We start from the raw sequence: 18717 nt of genomic DNA, 5'->3' as shown, positions 1-18717 counted from the left end.
ATGATTCAGTTACAAAAAATCCAACGGGTATTTCGCACTGCAGAGCTGGAAACCACAGCCCTGAACACCATCAACCTGACCATTGAAGCCGGCGAGTTTGTTGCCATTATGGGGCCGTCTGGCTGTGGCAAGTCTACCCTGTTAAGCATTCTGGGCATGCTGGACAGCCCAAGCGACGGCGTGTACAACTTTAAAGGCCAGGACATTGCCCGCTTCCGTGAAAAGCAATTGGCGGAGCTGCGCAAAAACCAGCTAGGTTTTGTCTTTCAAAGCTTCAACCTGATTGATGAGCTGACGGTTTTTCAAAACGTTGAGCTGCCGCTGCAGTATCAGGGCATCGCCGCCGGCGAGCGCAAACAACGGGTCGAAGCCATTTTAAAACGGATGCAGCTGGATCACCGTGCCGATCATCTGCCCTTACAGCTGTCCGGGGGCCAGCAACAGCGGGTGGCAGTGGCCCGGGCTTTGGTGATCAATCCGGCGCTGATCCTGGCCGATGAGCCCACCGGCAATCTGGATTCAAAAAACAGCGAAGAAGTGATGCAGATGCTGCGCCAGCTGAATCAGGAAGGCACCACCATCGTGATGGTGACGCACTCGGAGCACGAAGCCCGTTACGCCAGTCGCATGGTGCAAATGCTGGATGGCCAGATTGTCAGCGAGCGGGCTCTGGCCCCGGCAGCGGAGGTGAAGTATGCGTAACGCCCTTTCCATGCTGGGTAATTACCTGACCACCGGCGTCCGGGCCGTGCTGCGGCATAAAACCCACCTGGCACTGAATTTAGGTGGTCTGGCCATTGGCCTGGCCGCCGCCTTGCTGATTTTGCTCTATGTACAACACGAGCAAGGCTTTGACCGGATGCACCCCGATGCCGGCAGTACCTTCCGGCTGGAGCAAACCTTTATTCCGCTGGAGCAACGTTTCCCGGTGACCAGCCCAGCCATGAAAGCTTTGCTGCAGGATTTCGATGCCCGCATTGAGGTCACCCGGCTGGCTGGGGTTGGCGAAGAGGTGTTGATCCAACTGGAAGGCTCGCCGCTGCAAATCGCCATGACGCATGCTTTCCAGGCAGATGCCAACCTGACCGACTTCTTCCAGTTGGAAGTGCTAAGCGGCGATCTGCAGGCTGCACTCAGCCAACCCAATCGACTGGCACTGGCCGAGCACGAGGCGATTCGCTTGTTTGGCCACAGCGAGGTGCTGGGCAAGCAGCTGCAGCTTGATGGCAGCAACCATCAAATAACCGCCGTTTACCGGCTGCCGGCCCAGAGCCATCTGCAGCTGAATTCGCTGCGCCGCCTGAGTGATGAAGTCAATGCGCAGCCTCTGCCAATGAACACCGTGTACAATTACGTCAAGCTGCCCGATGGGCTGGATCTTGATGCCTTTTTGGCGCATTTTACTGAACTGGTGAATGCTCAGGCCTATCAGGGCCAGGCCATGATGGCGCTGGAACTGCAACCATTAACGGCCATTCACCTACACTCGGATTTAAGTTTTGAGATGAAAGTCAATGGCTCGGCCAGCACCGTCGGCATTGGCCTGCTGTTGGCGGCCTTATTGCTGCTGGTGGCTGGCATTAACTTCATCAATATGAGCACCGCCCGCGCCGGTCAGCGCGCCAAAGAGGTTGGGGTACGGAAAACCCTGGGCGCCAGCCGCTGGCAGCTGTTTGCCCAGTTTATGCTGGAATCCCTGCTGATTGCAGCCGCTGCCGGCCTGCTGGCACTGGTCCTGGTCGAACTGCTGCTGCCCTGGTTTAGTGCCCTGGTCAATCGCCCGCTGGCACTGAGCTATCTGGGTGCTTTTGGTGGTCTGGCTTTTACGACCGTGCTGACCACAGGCCTGCTGGCCGGTGTTTACCCGGCGCTTTTTATCTCGGCCTTTGATGCCAAAAAAGTGCTGAGCGGCGATTTTCAGCGGGGTAGCACCGCCATCTGGCTGCGCAAAGGGCTGCTGGTGCTGCAAGGCGCTATCGCCATTGGCCTGCTGGTGGCTACCGCCGTGTTGCAGCAACAGCTGCAACTGCTGCAGCAACAAGATACCGGCTATCAACGCGACGCTCGCCTGCTGGTGCACAGCATTGCCAACGAGCACTTGTTTTGGGCCGAGCAACAAAGCCTGCTAAGCAGCCTGCAACGCATTGAGGGGGTGCAAAGTACCAGCCTGCTGGATATGCAGCTGACCGACACCATTTCGCAAGCGATGTCGATTCAGTTACCTGGCCAGACCGCGGATACCAGTTTGCCGCCCATTCCCCAGCTGGGCACCGGTTTTAATATCGTGCAAACTGCCGGCTTTACGCTGCTGGCAGGACGGGATTTTAGCAGCGACTACCAAAGCGATTGGTACCAGCAACACGACGACCAGGCCACCGCTGCCGGTATCATTACCGAGACCCTGGCCCGCCGGGCCGGCTTTAACAACCCTGCCGATGCCATTGGCCAGCAGTGGCTGTTGCAGAACCATCTGGCACTCACCGTTACAGTCGTCGGCGTTATTGCCGATGTCCAGGTGGGTGCAGCCACCCGCCAGCCCGAACCCTTGTTGCTGATATGTGGCCGCTCGCCGATGCACATCGGCCATATTCTGCTGCAACTGGACCCACTGCAGGCCATGCAAAGCCGGCTGCAGATTGAGCAGCTGCTGACCGAGCGCTTGCAGCGCCAGGATATCCGCTTAAGCTGGCTGGATGATGATTACACGGCGTTATACCAAAACCAGCAGCGCCAGGGCACCGTCATCGCTATCTTCGCTGCCTTGGCCATAGCACTGACCTGCGTTGGCTTGTTTGGCCTGGCTGCCTTTAGCGCCGAGCAGCGCTCACGTGAAGTGGCCATGCGCAAAGTGCTGGGTGCAGGCCCCTTCAATCTGGTCAATCTGCTGGCCAATGAATACCTGAAGCTAATGGCCATCAGCGCTATGCTGGCCATCCCGGCCACCTATCTGGCACTGGATGCCTGGCTGGCCGGTTTTAGTGTGCGGGTAACCCAAAGCCCCTGGCTTTACCTGCTGGCAGCAGCCATTACCTTCGCCATTTGTTGGTGCACAGTGGCGACTTTGGCCTGGCAGGTTGCCAGCCGCAAGCCTGCCATGGTATTACGACAGTACTAAACGGAACCTATGCCCCGATGAAAATGAACTTAAAAGGACGATGGATGAAACTGACACTCGGCTCACTGGGGTTGCTGCTTGGCAGCGCCCTGCTCCTCCAGGCCTGCAGCACCCCCAATACCGTGCAGCAACTGATCAGCGAACAAGCGGTGATTGTGCAGGTGCAAGAAGGCAAATACCAGGGGCGTTACCGCAACCAGTATCGCATACGCCTGGGTGAGCGAGAGTATCCGGTGAGCTGCGAGGAAGATTGCTACCCGGCCCATCCGGCGGTTGCCTGCCAAAGCCATGGTGAAAACTGCCAGTACAACGGCGAGCAACCTGTGCCTGAGCTTGGCAGTGGTTTTGCGGTGCACTGGCTGGGCCATGCCAGCTTTCTGGTGAAAACACCGGACGGCCAGCAACTGCTGTTTGACCCTGTATTCGGCCAGTTCGATTGGCCGGTTAATTGGGCCTCGCATTTGGTCGGCATTATCAAAAGGCCTTATACGCCAAGCCTTTCTGCCGAGCAGTTGGCCGCCACCGATGCTGTGCTCTACTCGCATTTGCACTACGACCATTTTAGCCATGCTGCCATTCGCCAGATTGGCACAGAGGCGCGCTACTATGTGCCGCTGGGTATGGCCGATTACCTACCAAAAGGTGGCTATCAGGTGCTGGAAAAAGCCTGGTACACCGGCAGCGAGCTGGGTGAGCTAACTCTGCATCTGGTGCCGGCGCATCACTTTAACAGCCGTAGGCTCTTTAATGATGACGACCGGGCTAAATGGGGTGGCTGGGTGGTGGAGCATCAGGGCCATACCTTGTTTTTTGCCGGCGATACCGGCTACTCCGAGCATTTTCGCGACATTCAGCAGCGCTATGGCGATATCGATATCTGCCTGCTGCCGATAGCCTCTTACCATCACGAGGAGCACAGCGACTGGTATCGCAATGTCCATACTACGCCGGAAGACGCGCTGGTCGCTGCCGAAGAGCTGGGGTGCAAGGTGATGATCCCCTGGGGTTATGGCAATGCCAGCTGGCAGATGGGCGATATCAGCTCGCACTCGCCGCTGCTACGCCTGCTGCATATGCAGCAGCAGATGCAAAGCACGGTGCCACTGCATATTCTTAATGAAGGGGAAAGCGTTGCTTTGTAGCTAAGTGCTTCCCTGGCCCTACCTTATCCCGGCTGAACGCTTCGCTCCGCCGGGATAGTTGTTAAGCAACTGGCTTGAAGCGGGCCTTGGCAGCCAGCTTGTCGCCAAGTTTACCGGTAACGGCCCAAACGCAAAGGGCTACCCAGGCAATCCAGGAGAAACCGGCCGGGATATTCAGCAAAGCGATTTTTCCAGCATGCTGGCGGTTAAATAGCAAGGCCAGCAGGCTGGGTAAAAACCACACCAGCAGAAAAAATAAGCCAAACAGTAGCAAGGTAACAGCATTCATTTGTTGGATGGTCGCAAAAAAGTTTTCAATCGTACCCATGGGTCTCTCCTCGTTTCATTGCAGTGCATTGCCAGATTTATAAATAGTTATCCAATAGCGTTCAGTGTTCACAACTCAAGGCTGCTCAAGGTGGTTAGTTTTTCTTTCAATGCCTCCACCTGCCAGCGCTTGCCTTGTTGCACCACAGTGTGCACTGTACTCAATGCGTTCAGATCGGTGACAGGGTTGGCACTAACCACAATAAAATCGGCCAGATACCCTTCAGCCAGCTGACCGGTATCAGCAAGACCCAAGTGGTGAGCACCACCAACGGTAGCAAGCTGCAAAACCTGCCAGTTGCTCAGGCCGGCAGCCTGGCTGAGTTGCAATTCACGCAGGAAGAAAGGACCGCTGCTGACGCTGTCGCTGCCAATGGCCAGCGGCACACCAGCATCGTACAAGCGTTTAAAAAACTCTTTTACTTTAGGCAGTTGTTGCTGTGCAATGGCAAAGTCTGCTGCGCTCCAGTCATAGCTGGGTCCCGCCATCAAAGCTCGCCAGCGTCGGCGGGTTTCGGGGTGGAACACCCACATCGCATCCTCAGGGTAGAGCGCGTCCAGCTCACGGGCAAAGTAAAACAGCTCATTCACCACCAGAGTTAAATCGACCCGGGTTTGCTGCTGTGCCAGCGTCTGGATCAAACGCTGCATCGGCTCACTGTCGTAGTCGACATGCTGGAACCAGCTGTAGATAAATCGTTGGTTAAACGGATTTTTCCGCTCAGCCAGATACGCCGCCCTGCCTGCGCCGGTTAATAACTCTGCACTGGTGGGCAGGGCATGCGTTAATACATCAATTCCGAGATCTGCCGCATATTGCCAACTGACACCATCCAGGTGCGCCACTGTTTTTAACCCGGCCTCGCGCGCCAGCCGTACCCCCATGGCTACTTCACCCGGCGTCAGTCCGGTATACAGCTTGATGTAATCCACTCCCATGGCTTGTTGGCTGGCAATCTCCGCCCGCCAACTGGCCTCATCGGTTGGGTGAACCGAGCCTCCCAGAATAGGCGTTGGCTCAAACACATAGCCAGCGTAATGCAGCCTCGGCCCAGGCCAATACCCCGCTTGCTGCTGCTGGACATAGTCGGCATTGGCGACAGGATCACCGGCCGGGCTAAAGGCTGTGGTTACTCCGGTTGCCAGGGTGCTAAGCGCATGATAGCGGGTGATTTCGCTATGACCTGTCATGGTAATTACTGGCGTGCCATCCCGCATTTCAACCCGGTGTGGCCCGGCCGTTAAGTGCAGGTGAACATCAATCAAACCTGGCAGCACATAGTGTTGCTGCAAATCAATTTGCCTGTTGGCTGCAGGTAAGCCGTCTGCCTGCGCCTGCCCCATCTTGACGATTCGACCATCCTGCACCAACAACCAGCCGAGGCTTAATTGCTGCTCAGTAGCAGGATTGATTAACGTCGCATTGTGATACAACACTGTTTCCGCATTGAGCTGCGCCATCGACAAAGCAGCCAGCAAACAAACTAATACTGATTTTTTCATCCTGAGGTTCCTGTAGTTGAATCTAGTTGGGTGTATTTGCTTGTGAAGTCGTGCGGTAGCTGCGAAGCGTTACAACATTTTTTTTATTTTTTTATGTAACACTTCGTCGTATCAGGCAGACTGACTAGCTAACAACTGAGTCGTTACAAAGAACAACAAAAGCGTGGGAAACGGGGATTTTTTGAACAGAACCGATAACAACGAATGGACACCAGAGCAGTTTTTACTGCAACTGTGGCAAGACAATCAGGGTGCTATCAGCCGCACCTTGCTGGCTTCTGAAGCCAATGCTGCCGCCAGAGAGGATCTGAAACAGGATATTTTTCTGGCACTGCATCAGTCGATGACCCGACTGCAAGCTGCAGAAAAGCCGCGCGCTTACCTGTTCCGGATTGTGCACAATGTCACCGTCGATCACATTGCCCGGGCGCAGCGCAGCAAATGGCAGCCATTGGATGCAGACACAGAACAGCTGTTGCTGCAGGACTGCCCGTCCAACGAGGTGAGTGCCAGCCAGCAAAGCCTGCAACTGATGCAGGCAGTTCGCCGTTTATCACCGGCCAACCGGCAGGTGATCCTGCTGGCGATGGAGGATATGGATGCACCGGAGATTGCAGACATTCTGCAGCTGAATCCAGGCACAGTCCGGGTACGGCTGAACCGCGCTAAAACTGAATTGATGGAGTTGATGCAACATGACCGATGATAGTGATTTCATGGCCCTCAAAGCGAGCTGGCAACAACAGCCAGCCACAGCCGTTCCCCCACCGAACGCCGCCGACTTAGCCAAGGCCAGCCAGCGCCAGCACCAGCAACGGGTGCTGATGATCGGGGAGTGCCTGGCTGCGCTGGTGATGGCTGCCAGCGCTTGTTGGTTGCTGCTTAGCATGCCGAATTGGCTGGGCTATATAGCAGCCACTTTTCTTGGGCTGGGTGCCATCGGTGCGGTTTACATCAGTTGGCAGGTGCACCGGCCAATCCTGGCGTACGACAACTGGAGCAGCCACGGCTTGCTGCAGTTCCGGCTTCGCAGCTGTCAGCTTAGCTTGCGCTACTACCGTTACAACCAGTATTGCTGCGCTGCTATGCTGCTATTTACCGCGCTGCTCTGGCTATTGTCGGCCTGGCAACCGGCGTTAACCCCGATGGACTTACTGCTGTTTTACAGCCTGGTGGCATCCCCGCTGTGCCTGTATGGGATCTACCTTTTGCAGCAAAAAGTACAGCAGAAAACCCTGGAACTGCAGCAACTCACCGATTTAACGCGGCAGTTTGCGTCGGATGACTCAGTTTGAGATCAGCGGGTAGTGGAGCTTATGGCTGCAAATCGCAAAAACTGTAATCCAATGCAAAGCCCCGCTTAGTAGCCGGTAGCTGGACTTTGCCACCCAGTTGCCCAGTGACCAGATTGTACAAAATGGATAACCCCAGCCCGCTGGCGCCTTGCGCCCGGGCTGTGGTGTAAAAAGGCTCAAACAGATGGAGTCGGACTTCGTCACTGATGCCACAACCATTATCCCGGTACTGCACCCAATAGCCATCGTCCTGCTGCCGTACCTTAATGGTAATTTTATGCGGGCCAGGCTGACCGGCAAAACCATGTTGCAGGCTGTTGAACACCAGATTGGAGAGCACTTGCACATGGCTGCCAGGTACCGTGGTCACCTGCCAGGCAGGATCTGCCTCAAGCAGGATTTCAACACCAGCCTGGTCCGTAATACCTGTTAAGGTGGATAAAATCTGCCGGTAGTAATGCGCAATGCCGATTTGATGCTGCTCGGATGAATGTTGATCGGCCGAAGTCCGTTTAAAGTTTTGAATAAGATCCGCCGCCCGCTGCAAGTTACTGGTGAGCAATGGCAACGTTTGCTCCATCGCAAGGCAATACTGCTGCACCGCCTTTTTACTGAGCTGGTTGCTACGCACTGCCAATGCAAAGGACTGGAACTTTTGCTCCACAATGCCCTGAGCTGTCACGGCCACGCCAAGCGGGGTATTGACCTCATGCGCTATGCCCGATACCAACTGCCCCAGTGCCGCCAGTTTTTCCGACTCCACCAGTTGCTGCTGCATGGTTTGGATATCCGCCAGGGCCTGCTCCAAATCAGCTGTGCGCAGTTTGATTTTCTGCTCCAATTGCTGATTCAGCTGCTGCAACTGCCGCTCAAAGTCCAGTCGCTCCATTTCGGCTTCTATACGACCACTGAAAATGGTAAAGAGGGTAGTGACCTGCTCCGGCTCAGACACCGGCTGGCGGTACATGGCCACTACGATGCCCATCACCTTACCCTGCAAATCATGCAATGGCGTGCCAACATAAGCTTCAACGCCAAGATCAACCAACAACTGATCTTGCGGGAACAGCTGCTGAATACCACTGGAGTAGATGCAATAACTGTCATCCGCGGCATTGGCACAGGGGGTGTGTTCGAGTGAGTACTCCATATTATCGACCAACTGGCCATCCACCACCAGGGCCAGGGTCTGTGAGCTGTAGGCCGCATGATCCAAACGGGCAATAAAGACAAAATCGGCCTTGATCACCTGGCTTAACTGCAAAGTCATGGCCTGAAAGAAAGCCTCGCCCCTGGTGTTGGCGACTCCTTCAATAATTTGCCGTAGCTGGTTGTCCATACAATAAGGCCTCTAGTCAGCTGTTCATGCCATGCCTGCTGACCTGGCTAGTTGGAGTATAGCCAAAATCAGCGGCGGCAACGGCAGCTGCAGCGCTGCTGGCTTATTTATTCAGCACCCGCAACATCCAGGCGGTTTTTTCATGCACCCGCATCCGATCGGAAGCCAGCGCAGCGGTGGATTCATCATCCCCGGCCTGAGCATGTTTTAATACCTCACGGCAGGTACGTACTATGGTCTCATGGCCTTGAGTCAAAAGAGCAACCATCTCTTTGGCAGCCGGTACTCCATCCACTTCTTTGATGTTGCTTAAACGGACAAACTCTTTGTAAGTACCAGGCGCAGCGACATCCAGCGTACGAATACGCTCGGCGATATCATCCACCGCAACCGCCAGCTCGGTGTAGTGCTCTTCAAACATCAGGTGCAGTTCACGAAACTGTGGACCAGTGACATTCCAGTGAAAGTTGTGGGTTTGCAAATACAGGGTGTAGGTATCCGCCAGCAGGTGTTTCAGGCTCTCGGCAATGGTCTCACGATCCGCCTTGGTGATACCGATATCCATTTGTGTCATAAGGCATTCTCCTTCAGATTGGGGGAATTAGCCATGCCGGCCTGGCGCCGGCATGGCACTGGTTTGCTGATTAGCCTAGCATTTCGAAAGCATTTAGGCCATGACTCAGGTCATAACTCAGCTTGAAAGGCCGTTAGAAACGCCAGTAGGAACAACAGCTCAGCATGCCTGGCTAAACCAATCCTCATGTCCATGGTGCATACGGATGATAGAAATGCTGTGGTCGGGGAGTTGCTGGTAAATCACCAGATACTGGCCGATGGGGTGTATGCCACAGAACGCTGTGCTGCTATTTTGAAATGGCGGTACTGTGCAAAAAGTTCTGATCCATCGACTCGGCCGGGCACTCGCAACTGCTGCCAATGATTTTAGCAGGCACCCCGACTGCGGTGGTATGCGGCGGGACCGCATCCAACACCACCGAGCCGGCACCAATACGGGCGCCTTCGCCAATTTCAATATTGCCAAGGATCTTGGCACCCGCCCCTATCATCACGCCAGGACGGATTTTTGGGTGGCGATCGCCTTGCTGATTGCCGGTACCGCCTAAGGTGACGCCCTGCAGAATCGACACATTGTTGCCAATTTCGGCCGTCTCCCCGATCACAATGCCGGTGGCATGGTCGAACATCAGGCCGTGGCCAATGCGGCAGGCCGGGTGGATATCGACACCAAACACTTCCGAGCAGCGGCTTTGCAGAAAGCGCGCCAGCTCTTTGCGATTTTGCCGCCATAAGCAATGCGCCAGCCGGTGGGTTTGAATGGCGTGGAAGCCTTTTAAATGCAACAGCACATTGAGGTAGGTGTCGGCTGCCGGATCACGGTCCAACACCGCTTTGATATCATGAGCGACATGGGTCAGCATCTCGTCGCAATTGACAAAGGCCTGATCGAACAGCTCCCGGATGGTAAAAGCAGACACCACCGCATCGGACAACTTGTTGGCGACAATAAAACTAAGCGCCGAACCCAGGCAATCGTGATTCAGCACACTGGAATAGACATGACTGGCGAGCAAAGGCTCTTTGGTAACCAGCTCAAAAGCTTCCTGTTTTAACTGTTGCCAGATCTCATGCCGCATACGCTTGCCTCGTTGTGTTGCAACCGCTGCCAACCCAGACTGGCAGCGGCTTTTAGGGCTGATACGATACCGGATCCGCGACAAACTGGCAATGGTTCAGCTATAAAAAGACATCCAGACATCTATTTATCTCTGCCATCTACAACCCTACAGCATGCAATTGGCATACAAGGTGGTGGTAGCCGGCCAATCGGAGAACACGCCGATGACACCGACCTCCTGCGCCAACACATGCAACAGTTGCAAGGCGACGCTGTCATCGGTGGTGAGATCCGCAATGCTCTGATAGTACCAGCCGCCGCCTTCATCCAGCCGGCCGGAACGCTCCAGCGTCCAGCTGATGATCTCCAGCCCGGCAGCGCGCGCCGCTTTGGCATAAGCCGAGGGCCGGATCTGCCCGTTTTCACTGGTCACCAGCACCCACAGCGGGGGCGCGATAATGTTCAGCCCAGCGGCTTTAAGCTCTGCCATAGCGGGTTGCCAGCTGTCAGGCTGCATCGGATCAAAGGCCGGGTCTTCATAGCGGCCATCCAGCCAGACTGCTTGCCTGGCGTATTCAGGCTCTGCCTGCAGCCAATACAGAATGTCCTGCCAGTCGAACGATTGCAAAAACACCTGCTCCGGCGGTACGCCGGCGGCTTTGTACTCATTCACTAACTGTTGGGCATACTGCTGCTGGCTGTACTGCCCCTGAAACGGCATCGGCACTTCGGCGGCTTTGAGTTCCGGCGTCATTTTTCGGCCCAGTTGCTGAAACAATGCAATACTTTGCTGATGCGACAACACCGCCGGACAGGAACCGGCATACAGATCGGTGCGCCAGTCTGCAGTGCCTTGCAGATACTGCTGTGCCGTCGTTGCAGCGGGGTTAACCCCATCCATTTTGCCGCACAGCGTTAAATACTCCGCCAAATCGATATCACTGGTACAGCAGCGGGCACTGGCTTGCTGACCAGTTGCCGCATCGGCCGGACTAAAAGGCTCGCTGCAACGCGCTGCCAGCTCCGGGCGCACTAAAATATCGGTGGTCTGGTGCAAATCACACTGGGCATGGCGACACACCAGTTGCCGATCGCGGGTAAAGGTGACATCGCATTCTAAAATGCCAGCCCCCATTTGTGCAGCGGCCCGGTAGGACGCCTCGGTATGCTCCGGAAACATCAGCGGCGCACCACGATGGCCAATGGAAAAATCATGCGGTTGAAAAGGCCCCTGACAGTGCTGTAACTGTTGCTTCAATGCCCCGTCAGGCAACTGCGCTACCAGGTATGCCGGCCGGGGCCCCAGCTCAACCCACTCCATCCTCTGTTCTGGTTGAGCGACCAGTTGCTGGCAACCCAGCAACAGCCAAAGAATCAACCCCAAACCCCAGCCTGGATCCCATCGCTTGCTCATCATGCCTCTCTCCGCTTTAGCTTAAATCGCGCAGTCTGACCAACAAAAATGACAATCGGATGACACTGCAGACAAAAAGTTACACTATAACAATTCATGATAATCTAAAGTAAAAAGTATTCCGCACAATTCACAAAACCGTCATCTTCAGCCGCCATACTGCTCCGCCGTCGGGATCTGATCCGACCACAAAATAATGATAACCACAAACACAATTCATGTTCAGACGGAGAGCCTCGTGCAGTATTTTAAAACCAAACGCCTTAGCCTGGCGATTATCGCCGCTTTAACATCCGCCACCGCTTATGCCGGTGAAATGCAGCAAACAGCACAAGACGAAGCGATGGAAGTCATTTCCGTACTGGGAAAACGGGTCAGCTATGCCAACAACAGTACCGATGACAGCATGAAAAACCAACAGGCACCGATAGGCAATGTGATGGATTTGATTGACCATCTGCCGGGTATCAATGTCGGCCAGGGCGATGCCTTTGGTGGTGATGACTACACCACCACCATCAGTATGCGCGGTTTTGTGATTGACCGGGCCGATCAGCAGCTTGGCATCACCATTGATGGCATCCCGAATGGTGGCTCGGCCTATGCCGGTGGCAGCAAAGCCAACCGTTTTCTGGATATTGAAAATACCCGTTTTGTTGAAGTAGGCCAGGGCAGTGCCGATATTGCTTCTGCCTCACTGGATGCGCTGGGTGGCACCATCAATTTTGTCTCGGCCAACCCGGAGCTGGAGCGTGGTGCCCGCTTTGCTTACACCACCGGCAGCCACAATGCCCGCCGTTACTTTGCACGTTTCGATACCGGTGAGCTGTTTGGCCATACCAGTGCCTATTTCAGCGTGTCCGACAGCTTTAATAACCGCTGGATGTTATCTGGCAGCAATGGCCATGCCGATCGTTTGCATGTTGAATTTAAAAGTGTCACCGAACTTACTGATAGCCGCTTCACTGCTCGTTTGTCCTACAACGACGCCCATGAGGACAACTACCAACCGGTTTCACTGGCGCACTTTAACAAAACCCCACGCTGGGATGGCCTGACCAACGTCTGGACCGGCGATCCGGATATCGATCAAAACTTTGCCGAGGCCTGGTCGACGCTGCGGGAGAACACCCTGTTTTATCTCAAAGGCGAATTTTATCTGACCGATGCATTGGAGCTGGATATCACCCCTTACCTGCACCTGCAAAATGGCCGCGGTGACTGGCTGCCGCCTTATCAGGTGTTTGCCGCCGATGCCAATGGCAATCGCATTGCACGAGGCAGTGGTGCCAGCCAAACCACCTACACCCATGTCGACAGTGCCGGTAATCCGATCCTGGATGGCAATAACGACCAGCCCGGTGCGAAACGGGTGTCATCGTACCGTCATACCCACTACGACAAAAGCCGTTATGGCGCGACCGCCAACCTGAGCTGGGAGCTCGGCACCCACCGGCTGCGTACCGGTCTCTGGCTGGAATCGCAGCAGCGCAATCAAACCCGAGACTGGCATGAAGTCATTGACCCACAAGTCTACCACCACTTTGATGAACGCCCGTACTGGGTGCACTTTGATGATGATTACCGCCACAAAGTCGCCAAGTTTTACCTGCAGGATCACATGACCTTTGGTGATTTGCAGCTGACGCTTGGCCTGCAAAAGTACCTGGTGGATATCAGCCGTACCGATAACCTCAATGGCCGGGGTAAAGACAGCCTGGACAGCGACTCCTCCTGGTTACCCAGCGCTGGCCTGGTGTATGGTTTGACGGACCGGCTGGAAGTGTTCGCCGGTTATTCAAAAAACTTCAAAGCCATTGCCGACAGTATTTTGGAAAGCCAGAAAGCGGCAGATTTACAGGACTTGCGTCCGGAAACTGCCACCAATATGGATCTTGGGTTGCGTTACTTTGGTGATACCTTCAGCATCTCTACCGCACTCTACAATGTCCGTTTCAATGACCGGGTGGTGCTGCTGCGCTACGCGACAGCAGAAGATGGTACTCCGAATTATCTGGCAGCCGGGGATGGTAATTTTGACAACGTCGGAGGTGTCCGTGCCCGCGGTCTGGAAAGCAGCCTGAGCTGGCGCTTAAGCCAGAACCTCAGCCTGACCAGTTCCCTGACGCTGAATAAGGCCGAGTATTCGGAAGATGTACTGACCAGTAAAGTAAACCCGGCTGGTGAGCCAGTGTTGGTGCAAGACTACCGCAAAGGCGATAAGATTGCCGGTATTCCGGAGCAGATGCTGTCGGTGGCGCTGAACTACCACGACGGTAACTACCGGGCAGGTTTTAGCGGCAAGTACACCGGCAGTTACTACGGTGCTGCCAAACACAGCTTCAACGCTGCTGGCAGTGAGGTTTGGAACCGCGACAGCATTTCCGGCCACACCATTTACAATGCCTACCTTGGTTATGAAAAATCGCTTGGCAACGGCGGTTTATTCCAAGGCGTGGACCTGGCTTTTGTGCTGAACAACCTGACCGACAAAAGCTACATCACCGGTGGCAGTGAAGGCGCTTACCTGATTGGCGCTGGCCGCACTGCCAGCTTTACCGTTAGTTTAAGCTTCTAATCGTCCTGCTATAGCGAAACACAAGCGCACAAGTTACCCCTTGTGCGCTTGTTGCTGGCCCAGCTTGCTATGTTGATACAGCATTAGGCTAAGTATCTACTTGCGGGGTCACCTCTGCTGCTGCAATGTCTCAATCACACCGCTTATTCACTCAGCACATCCGACAGCGCTTTTAAGCAAAGTGCAATAGTTTCCCGCCTTGCGCCATAGCCCATCAGGCCGATGCGCCAGGCTTTGCCGGCTAAATCGCCCAAACCTGCGCCAATTTCCAGATTGTAATCCTGCAGCAAGCGGCTGCGCACTTCGGCGTCATTGACTCCGGCCGGGATCCACACCGAGTTCAGTTGGGGCAAGCGGTGAGCTTCATCGACCACAAAGTTCAGCCCCAGCGCCTCCAACCCGGTTTTCAGCTCCTGATGCATGGCGGCATGGCGCTGCCAGGCGTGCTCCAGCCCTTCGCTGGCAAGCAGGCGCAGGCTTTCGTGCAACGCATAAAGCGCATTGACCGGGGCGGTGTGGTGGTAACTGCGTTTAGCACTACCGCTCCAGTAGCCCATCACCAGGCTTTGATCCAAAAACCAGCTCTGCACCGGCTGCGTGCGGTTTTGCATCCGCGCTACCGCGCGTGGGGAAAAGGACACCGGTGATAAACCCGGTACGCAGGACAAGCACTTCTGGCTGCCGGAATAAATCGCATCAATGCCCCAGGCGTCTACTCTAAGTTCCACCCCGCCCAGCGAGGTCACCGCATCAACAATGGACAAACAATCAAAACGCTGCGCCAAAGCACAGAGCGCCTGCGCATCCGACAGCGCACCGGTTGAAGTTTCGGCGTGGACAAAAGCCAGAAAGTGCACCTGCGGGTGCTTTTTTAATGCCTGCTCCACCACGGCGGGATCCACCGGCTCGCCCCAGGGAAAATCCAGCACAATGGCGCTGGCACCGCAGCGTTCGACATTTTGCCGCATGCGCTCACCGAACACACCATTACGGCATACCAGCACCGTATCACCCGGCTCCAGCAAGTTTACAAAGCAGGTTTCCATACCGGCAGAGCCCGGTGCAGAAACGGCCAGCGTCATCGGGTTTTCGGTTTGAAAAGCATACTGCAGCAGGCTGCGCAGCTCATCCATCATGCCAATAAACAATGGATCCAAATGGCCAACGGTCGGCCTGGCCTGGGCAGCCAATACCTCGGGATACACATCGGACGGACCAGGCCCCATCAAGATGCGGCGCGGCGGGGTAAAAGACAAGAATTGGGGGGCTGGGATCATCAGAGTCTCCTGCAACAAAAGCGGAAAACCCCTAGCCTAGCAAAGCCCGCTTCATTTCGCTGCTGATTGCGCTTGATAGCGGGCATTCATTGCTGAAATGATCATGACGTTTTCAAAGGTAAGTGTGTCATAAAGTCATACCATTTGAACTGAATTACCCCAAAGCAAGTGAAGCGGTAGAAAAGAGCACAGATAAAATCTAAATAACTGAACCTAACTCTGATACACCCGCTGCAACCCATGACCTCCATCGGGGAATGGCGCAGCGTTGTCCATAAAATGCACTACCTGATCCAATAGTGAGTCCATCGTTTTGCAACAATCATTCCGCGTGATAGTCTCGTGTAAGTCATGCCAGAGCTTTTCGGTTTTGTTAACCTAGGGGCTGTAGACCGGCAGGAACAACAGTACAAACTTTGTATTCTTTCGCAGCCACGCCTCTGTTTTTTTACTCTTATGGATTATGTAGTGATCCACCACTGGTGTAATGGTTTTTGCTCGCCGGTATTGCCGCTTTAACTTTTCCATCAAGCTGATAAACAGCTCAGAGCTTTTACTCGTGGAACCGACATAGCTAATCTGGCCTGTCTTGCTATGCAGGGCACCCGCCAGATAGTGCTTTTTGTTTTGGCCTGGCGTTACTACTAAGCGCTGCTTTCCTTTATAGTCCCAGTCCGCCCCGATTTTTTGGGTTCAAATGGATATCCACTTCCACTTCATACAATACCGGATGATCGACGCTGTAGTTAGTCCATGCCTCATAAATAACTGCCATTTTCTCAGCTTTTGCAGGATCTTTAATCCGCAATATTGGAGCAGCTCCACGTCAGACAATGCCGGTCTTAGGCAGTAAGCGGCGTATCATTGAGCCGTGAACCATCAGGCCAAGAGCTCGTTTTATCACCAGACCTAACAGCTCTGTACTCCACTCCGAACGCTGGTAACCATGCCCTGGGTTTGCGTTCAATCAGCAACTTCAGTATATCAATAAACAGTCCCTTCGGCTATATTGACGGCGACCGGTGCGCTTGCTTATTAAGCCCTCAATACCTGCCTACTCATACCCCTAACCCAGCCAATAACCGATGATCGTCCTACTTGAAGTAGTCATGCGACATCAGATTTCGCTTTACCTTTTAGCACCACCAACACTGCTGTTGCTCTACGGCGAAGGTCTTTATCTCTTGTCTTATGAATAATTATCTTCAATTGACAAGTTTCAGCGCCGTTCAAAAATGCTATTTTGTTAATACTCAATGCGTTTGTGTGGCTTATTAGTTTGGCGACCGATCTGATCGTGCAAACCTCATTGAGTTCCTTTCGTTAAGTGATCTACTGTTTGGAACTAATGAAATGGACACCTCGTTCAAATGACTATATTCAGCCATGCTTAGGGTGTTACTCATCTGCAATTGAAGAGGTGTCCAATGAAACAAGTTATCGCAATTGATCTGGCAAAACGAGTTTTTCAAATACACATTCCAACAAGTGATAATTGTCCGGCCTTAAACAAAGTGCTTACCAGAAACAAACTTCTCGCATTCATTGCTAATCAGCCAGAAAGCATCATCGTTATGGAAGCCTGTGGAACAGCTAATTATTGGTGTAACCAATTTGCTCAATTCGGTCACGAGGTCAGACAAATCAGTCCGCAGTATGTGGCACGATTTCGTATTGGAAATAAAAACGATAAAAATGATGCGATTGCCATTAGTGAAGCTTTTAGCAGACCTGATATGCGGTTTGTGCCAATTAAAAAAATTGAACAGCAAGACCGACAATGTTTGCATCGCGTACGCCAGCGACTTGTCAAAAACCGCACTGCTATTATCAATCAAATACATGGTTTAGCTGCTGAGTACGGTTTGGCCTTATCTGAAGGAAAGCACAAAATGCTCAGTGAGATCCTCGACGAGCTTGAGGATGGCAGCAATGGGTTGTCGCCCATTTTTCGCGAGCTGCTGCAAGAGCTCTATCTTGAATTTAAAGATATCGATTTGAAGGTCAAAAAACTATCATCTCAGATCACACAGTTGAATAGCATCAGCGAAACAGCACAAAAGTTATTGACTATCCCAGGTGTGGGGCTACTGAGCGCGTCAGTGCTTGGGATCGAGCTTGGCGACGGTACTTGTTTTAAAAATGGTCGACATTTTTCAAGTTATCTTGGCCTTGTGCCAAAGGAGCGCAGCAGTGGGGGCAAAGTTCGGCTTTTAGGGATCACAAAACGCGGTGATTCATATTTACGGGGATTGCTTATCCATGGTGCCAGAGCTGTGGTCTATAGGGTTTCAAAGTTACCATTGGAACAATGTGATCGACTTCAAAGTTGGTTAAAAAAATTGATCACCCAAAATGGTGTAAACAAAGCAATTGTTGCGTTGGCAAACAAAAATGCTCGTATGGCATGGGCTATTGTCAAAACGGGCGAAGCCTACAAAACAGTGTAAAATTTATTGAGTTGTTAATGTAAGTTGATGTTCTGACAGGTAGAACCGACTTCCCGAAAACCTGGTAAATAACTTGGCTGAAAAAGCCTTGGAACTAATGAGGACGGGAAGTGCGGATTTTCATCAGGGCTCATTGAAGCCGGATATATGTTTGCAACTATTTTGTCAGTTATAACTTATTCGAAACAAAAAGGTTGACGCCACGAGGTGTCCATATAAGTTATTTAGCAAGCTGTATTCGTCTAGTATGATGAATGCTCTCGTAGCTAAAGGTATCAAGCATTACCTTAACGAATTTAAACCATTAGAAAGCACTATCAATTAATCTTAAAAACCTAGCATAATATGGATTCGTAGCAGCTCCCCAGAGTTTCCCTCTACAGCGTATCAACGACAATGACATCCGAACCTTACAAAGCAGATACCCTTTCCGGCTGAATTTAGAAAGGATACCTGCGATGTCATTATGTCATTGCACTACAATGACTACCAAAATTTCATCATCCCGCTAAACTCTGGTTTAAGATGGCCAAGAGGTCGGCTTTGTGATCGATATACCTTCAATCACAGGATATCCTTGAGAACAACTACTACCTAATTCAAACTGTACATGATTCCTATGGTTTGGAGCTTGGGATAAT

Annotated in this window: 14 protein-coding genes and 1 pseudogene; 7 read left to right on the top strand and 8 right to left on the bottom strand. The window is 53.2% G+C overall.

Going from position 1 to position 18717, the window contains the following annotated elements:
- The 3 genes from ABC502_RS12260 to ABC502_RS12250 are packed head-to-tail and all read left to right on the top strand — an operon-like array spanning position 1 to position 4257.
- The gene (locus tag ABC502_RS12260) at positions 1-702 is read left to right on the top strand and encodes an ABC transporter ATP-binding protein (RefSeq protein ID WP_330088710.1); all 702 of its coding nucleotides are present in this window, start codon (positions 1-3) and stop codon (positions 700-702) included.
- Complete coding sequence (locus tag ABC502_RS12255) at positions 695-3115, top strand: FtsX-like permease family protein (protein ID WP_345916070.1); 2421 nt, start codon at positions 695-697, stop codon at positions 3113-3115. The genes ABC502_RS12260 and ABC502_RS12255 overlap by 8 nt, the downstream gene beginning before the upstream one ends.
- Before the next feature lie 44 nt (positions 3116-3159).
- Positions 3160-4257, top strand: a complete 1098-nt coding sequence (locus ABC502_RS12250; protein WP_345916069.1) for an MBL fold metallo-hydrolase — start codon at positions 3160-3162, stop codon at positions 4255-4257.
- Positions 4258-4318: 61 nt separating this feature from the next.
- On the opposite strand, the gene ABC502_RS12245 is transcribed toward ABC502_RS12250, so the two are convergent.
- A complete protein-coding gene (locus ABC502_RS12245) occupies positions 4319-4585 on the bottom strand; it encodes a superinfection immunity protein (RefSeq protein ID WP_330088713.1) in 267 nt (88 codons plus the stop codon).
- A 68-nt stretch (positions 4586-4653) separates the two neighbouring features.
- Positions 4654-6087 carry an amidohydrolase family protein gene (locus ABC502_RS12240; RefSeq protein ID WP_345916068.1) on the bottom strand — a complete coding sequence of 478 codons (1434 nt, stop codon included), beginning with the start codon at positions 6085-6087 and terminating at the stop codon, positions 4654-4656.
- Between the two features lie 181 nt (positions 6088-6268).
- On the opposite strand from ABC502_RS12240, the gene ABC502_RS12235 reads away from it, so the two are divergent.
- Entirely contained in the window at positions 6269-6793 is a 525-nt protein-coding gene (locus ABC502_RS12235; protein ID WP_345916067.1) for an RNA polymerase sigma factor, read from the top strand.
- Positions 6783-7382, top strand: a complete 600-nt coding sequence (locus tag ABC502_RS12230) for a hypothetical protein (protein WP_345916066.1) — start codon at positions 6783-6785, stop codon at positions 7380-7382. The genes ABC502_RS12235 and ABC502_RS12230 overlap by 11 nt, the downstream gene beginning before the upstream one ends.
- 19 nt (positions 7383-7401) lie before the next feature.
- On the opposite strand, the gene ABC502_RS12225 is transcribed toward ABC502_RS12230, so the two are convergent.
- The 4 genes from ABC502_RS12225 to ABC502_RS12210 all read right to left on the bottom strand — a co-directional run bounded on the left by ABC502_RS12225 (position 7402) and on the right by ABC502_RS12210 (position 11678).
- The gene (locus ABC502_RS12225; RefSeq protein WP_345916065.1) at positions 7402-8721 is read right to left on the bottom strand and encodes an ATP-binding protein; all 1320 of its coding nucleotides are present in this window, start codon (positions 8719-8721) and stop codon (positions 7402-7404) included.
- 103 nt (positions 8722-8824) lie between these two features.
- The gene (locus ABC502_RS12220) at positions 8825-9295 is read right to left on the bottom strand and encodes a Dps family protein (RefSeq protein WP_330088718.1); all 471 of its coding nucleotides are present in this window, start codon (positions 9293-9295) and stop codon (positions 8825-8827) included.
- A 289-nt stretch (positions 9296-9584) separates the two neighbouring features.
- Positions 9585-10376 (bottom strand): serine O-acetyltransferase, encoded by a 792-nt coding sequence (cysE, locus tag ABC502_RS12215; protein WP_345916064.1) that lies wholly within the window; start codon positions 10374-10376, stop codon positions 9585-9587.
- Positions 10377-10523: 147 nt separating this feature from the next.
- Positions 10524-11678 (bottom strand): glycerophosphodiester phosphodiesterase family protein, encoded by a 1155-nt coding sequence (locus ABC502_RS12210; protein WP_345916146.1) that lies wholly within the window; start codon positions 11676-11678, stop codon positions 10524-10526.
- Positions 11679-12009: 331 nt separating this feature from the next.
- Here ABC502_RS12210 and ABC502_RS12205 point away from each other — a divergent pair, with 331 nt between their 5' ends.
- Positions 12010-14349, top strand: coding sequence for a TonB-dependent receptor (locus ABC502_RS12205; RefSeq protein ID WP_330088720.1), 2340 nt, complete (start codon positions 12010-12012; stop codon positions 14347-14349).
- Positions 14350-14492: 143 nt separating this feature from the next.
- Here the strand turns inward: ABC502_RS12205 and ABC502_RS12200 are convergent, their stop codons facing one another.
- A complete protein-coding gene (locus ABC502_RS12200; RefSeq protein ID WP_345916063.1) occupies positions 14493-15626 on the bottom strand; it encodes an alanine--glyoxylate aminotransferase family protein in 1134 nt (377 codons plus the stop codon).
- 213 nt (positions 15627-15839) lie between these two features.
- A pseudogene (locus ABC502_RS12195) lies at positions 15840-16877 on the bottom strand (IS630 family transposase).
- Positions 16878-17053: 176 nt separating this feature from the next.
- Between ABC502_RS12195 and ABC502_RS12190 the strand changes: the two are divergent.
- Positions 17054-18076: an IS110 family transposase gene (locus ABC502_RS12190; RefSeq protein ID WP_345916062.1), complete on the top strand. Its 1023-nt coding sequence runs from the start codon at positions 17054-17056 to the stop codon at positions 18074-18076.
- Positions 18077-18717 lie beyond the last annotated feature (641 nt).

This window comes from Alkalimonas sp. NCh-2, from assembly GCF_039631345.1.
GTDB lineage: Bacteria > Pseudomonadota > Gammaproteobacteria > Enterobacterales > Alteromonadaceae > Alkalimonas > Alkalimonas mucilaginosa.
This window is presented reverse-complemented; position numbering and strand designations above follow the sequence as displayed.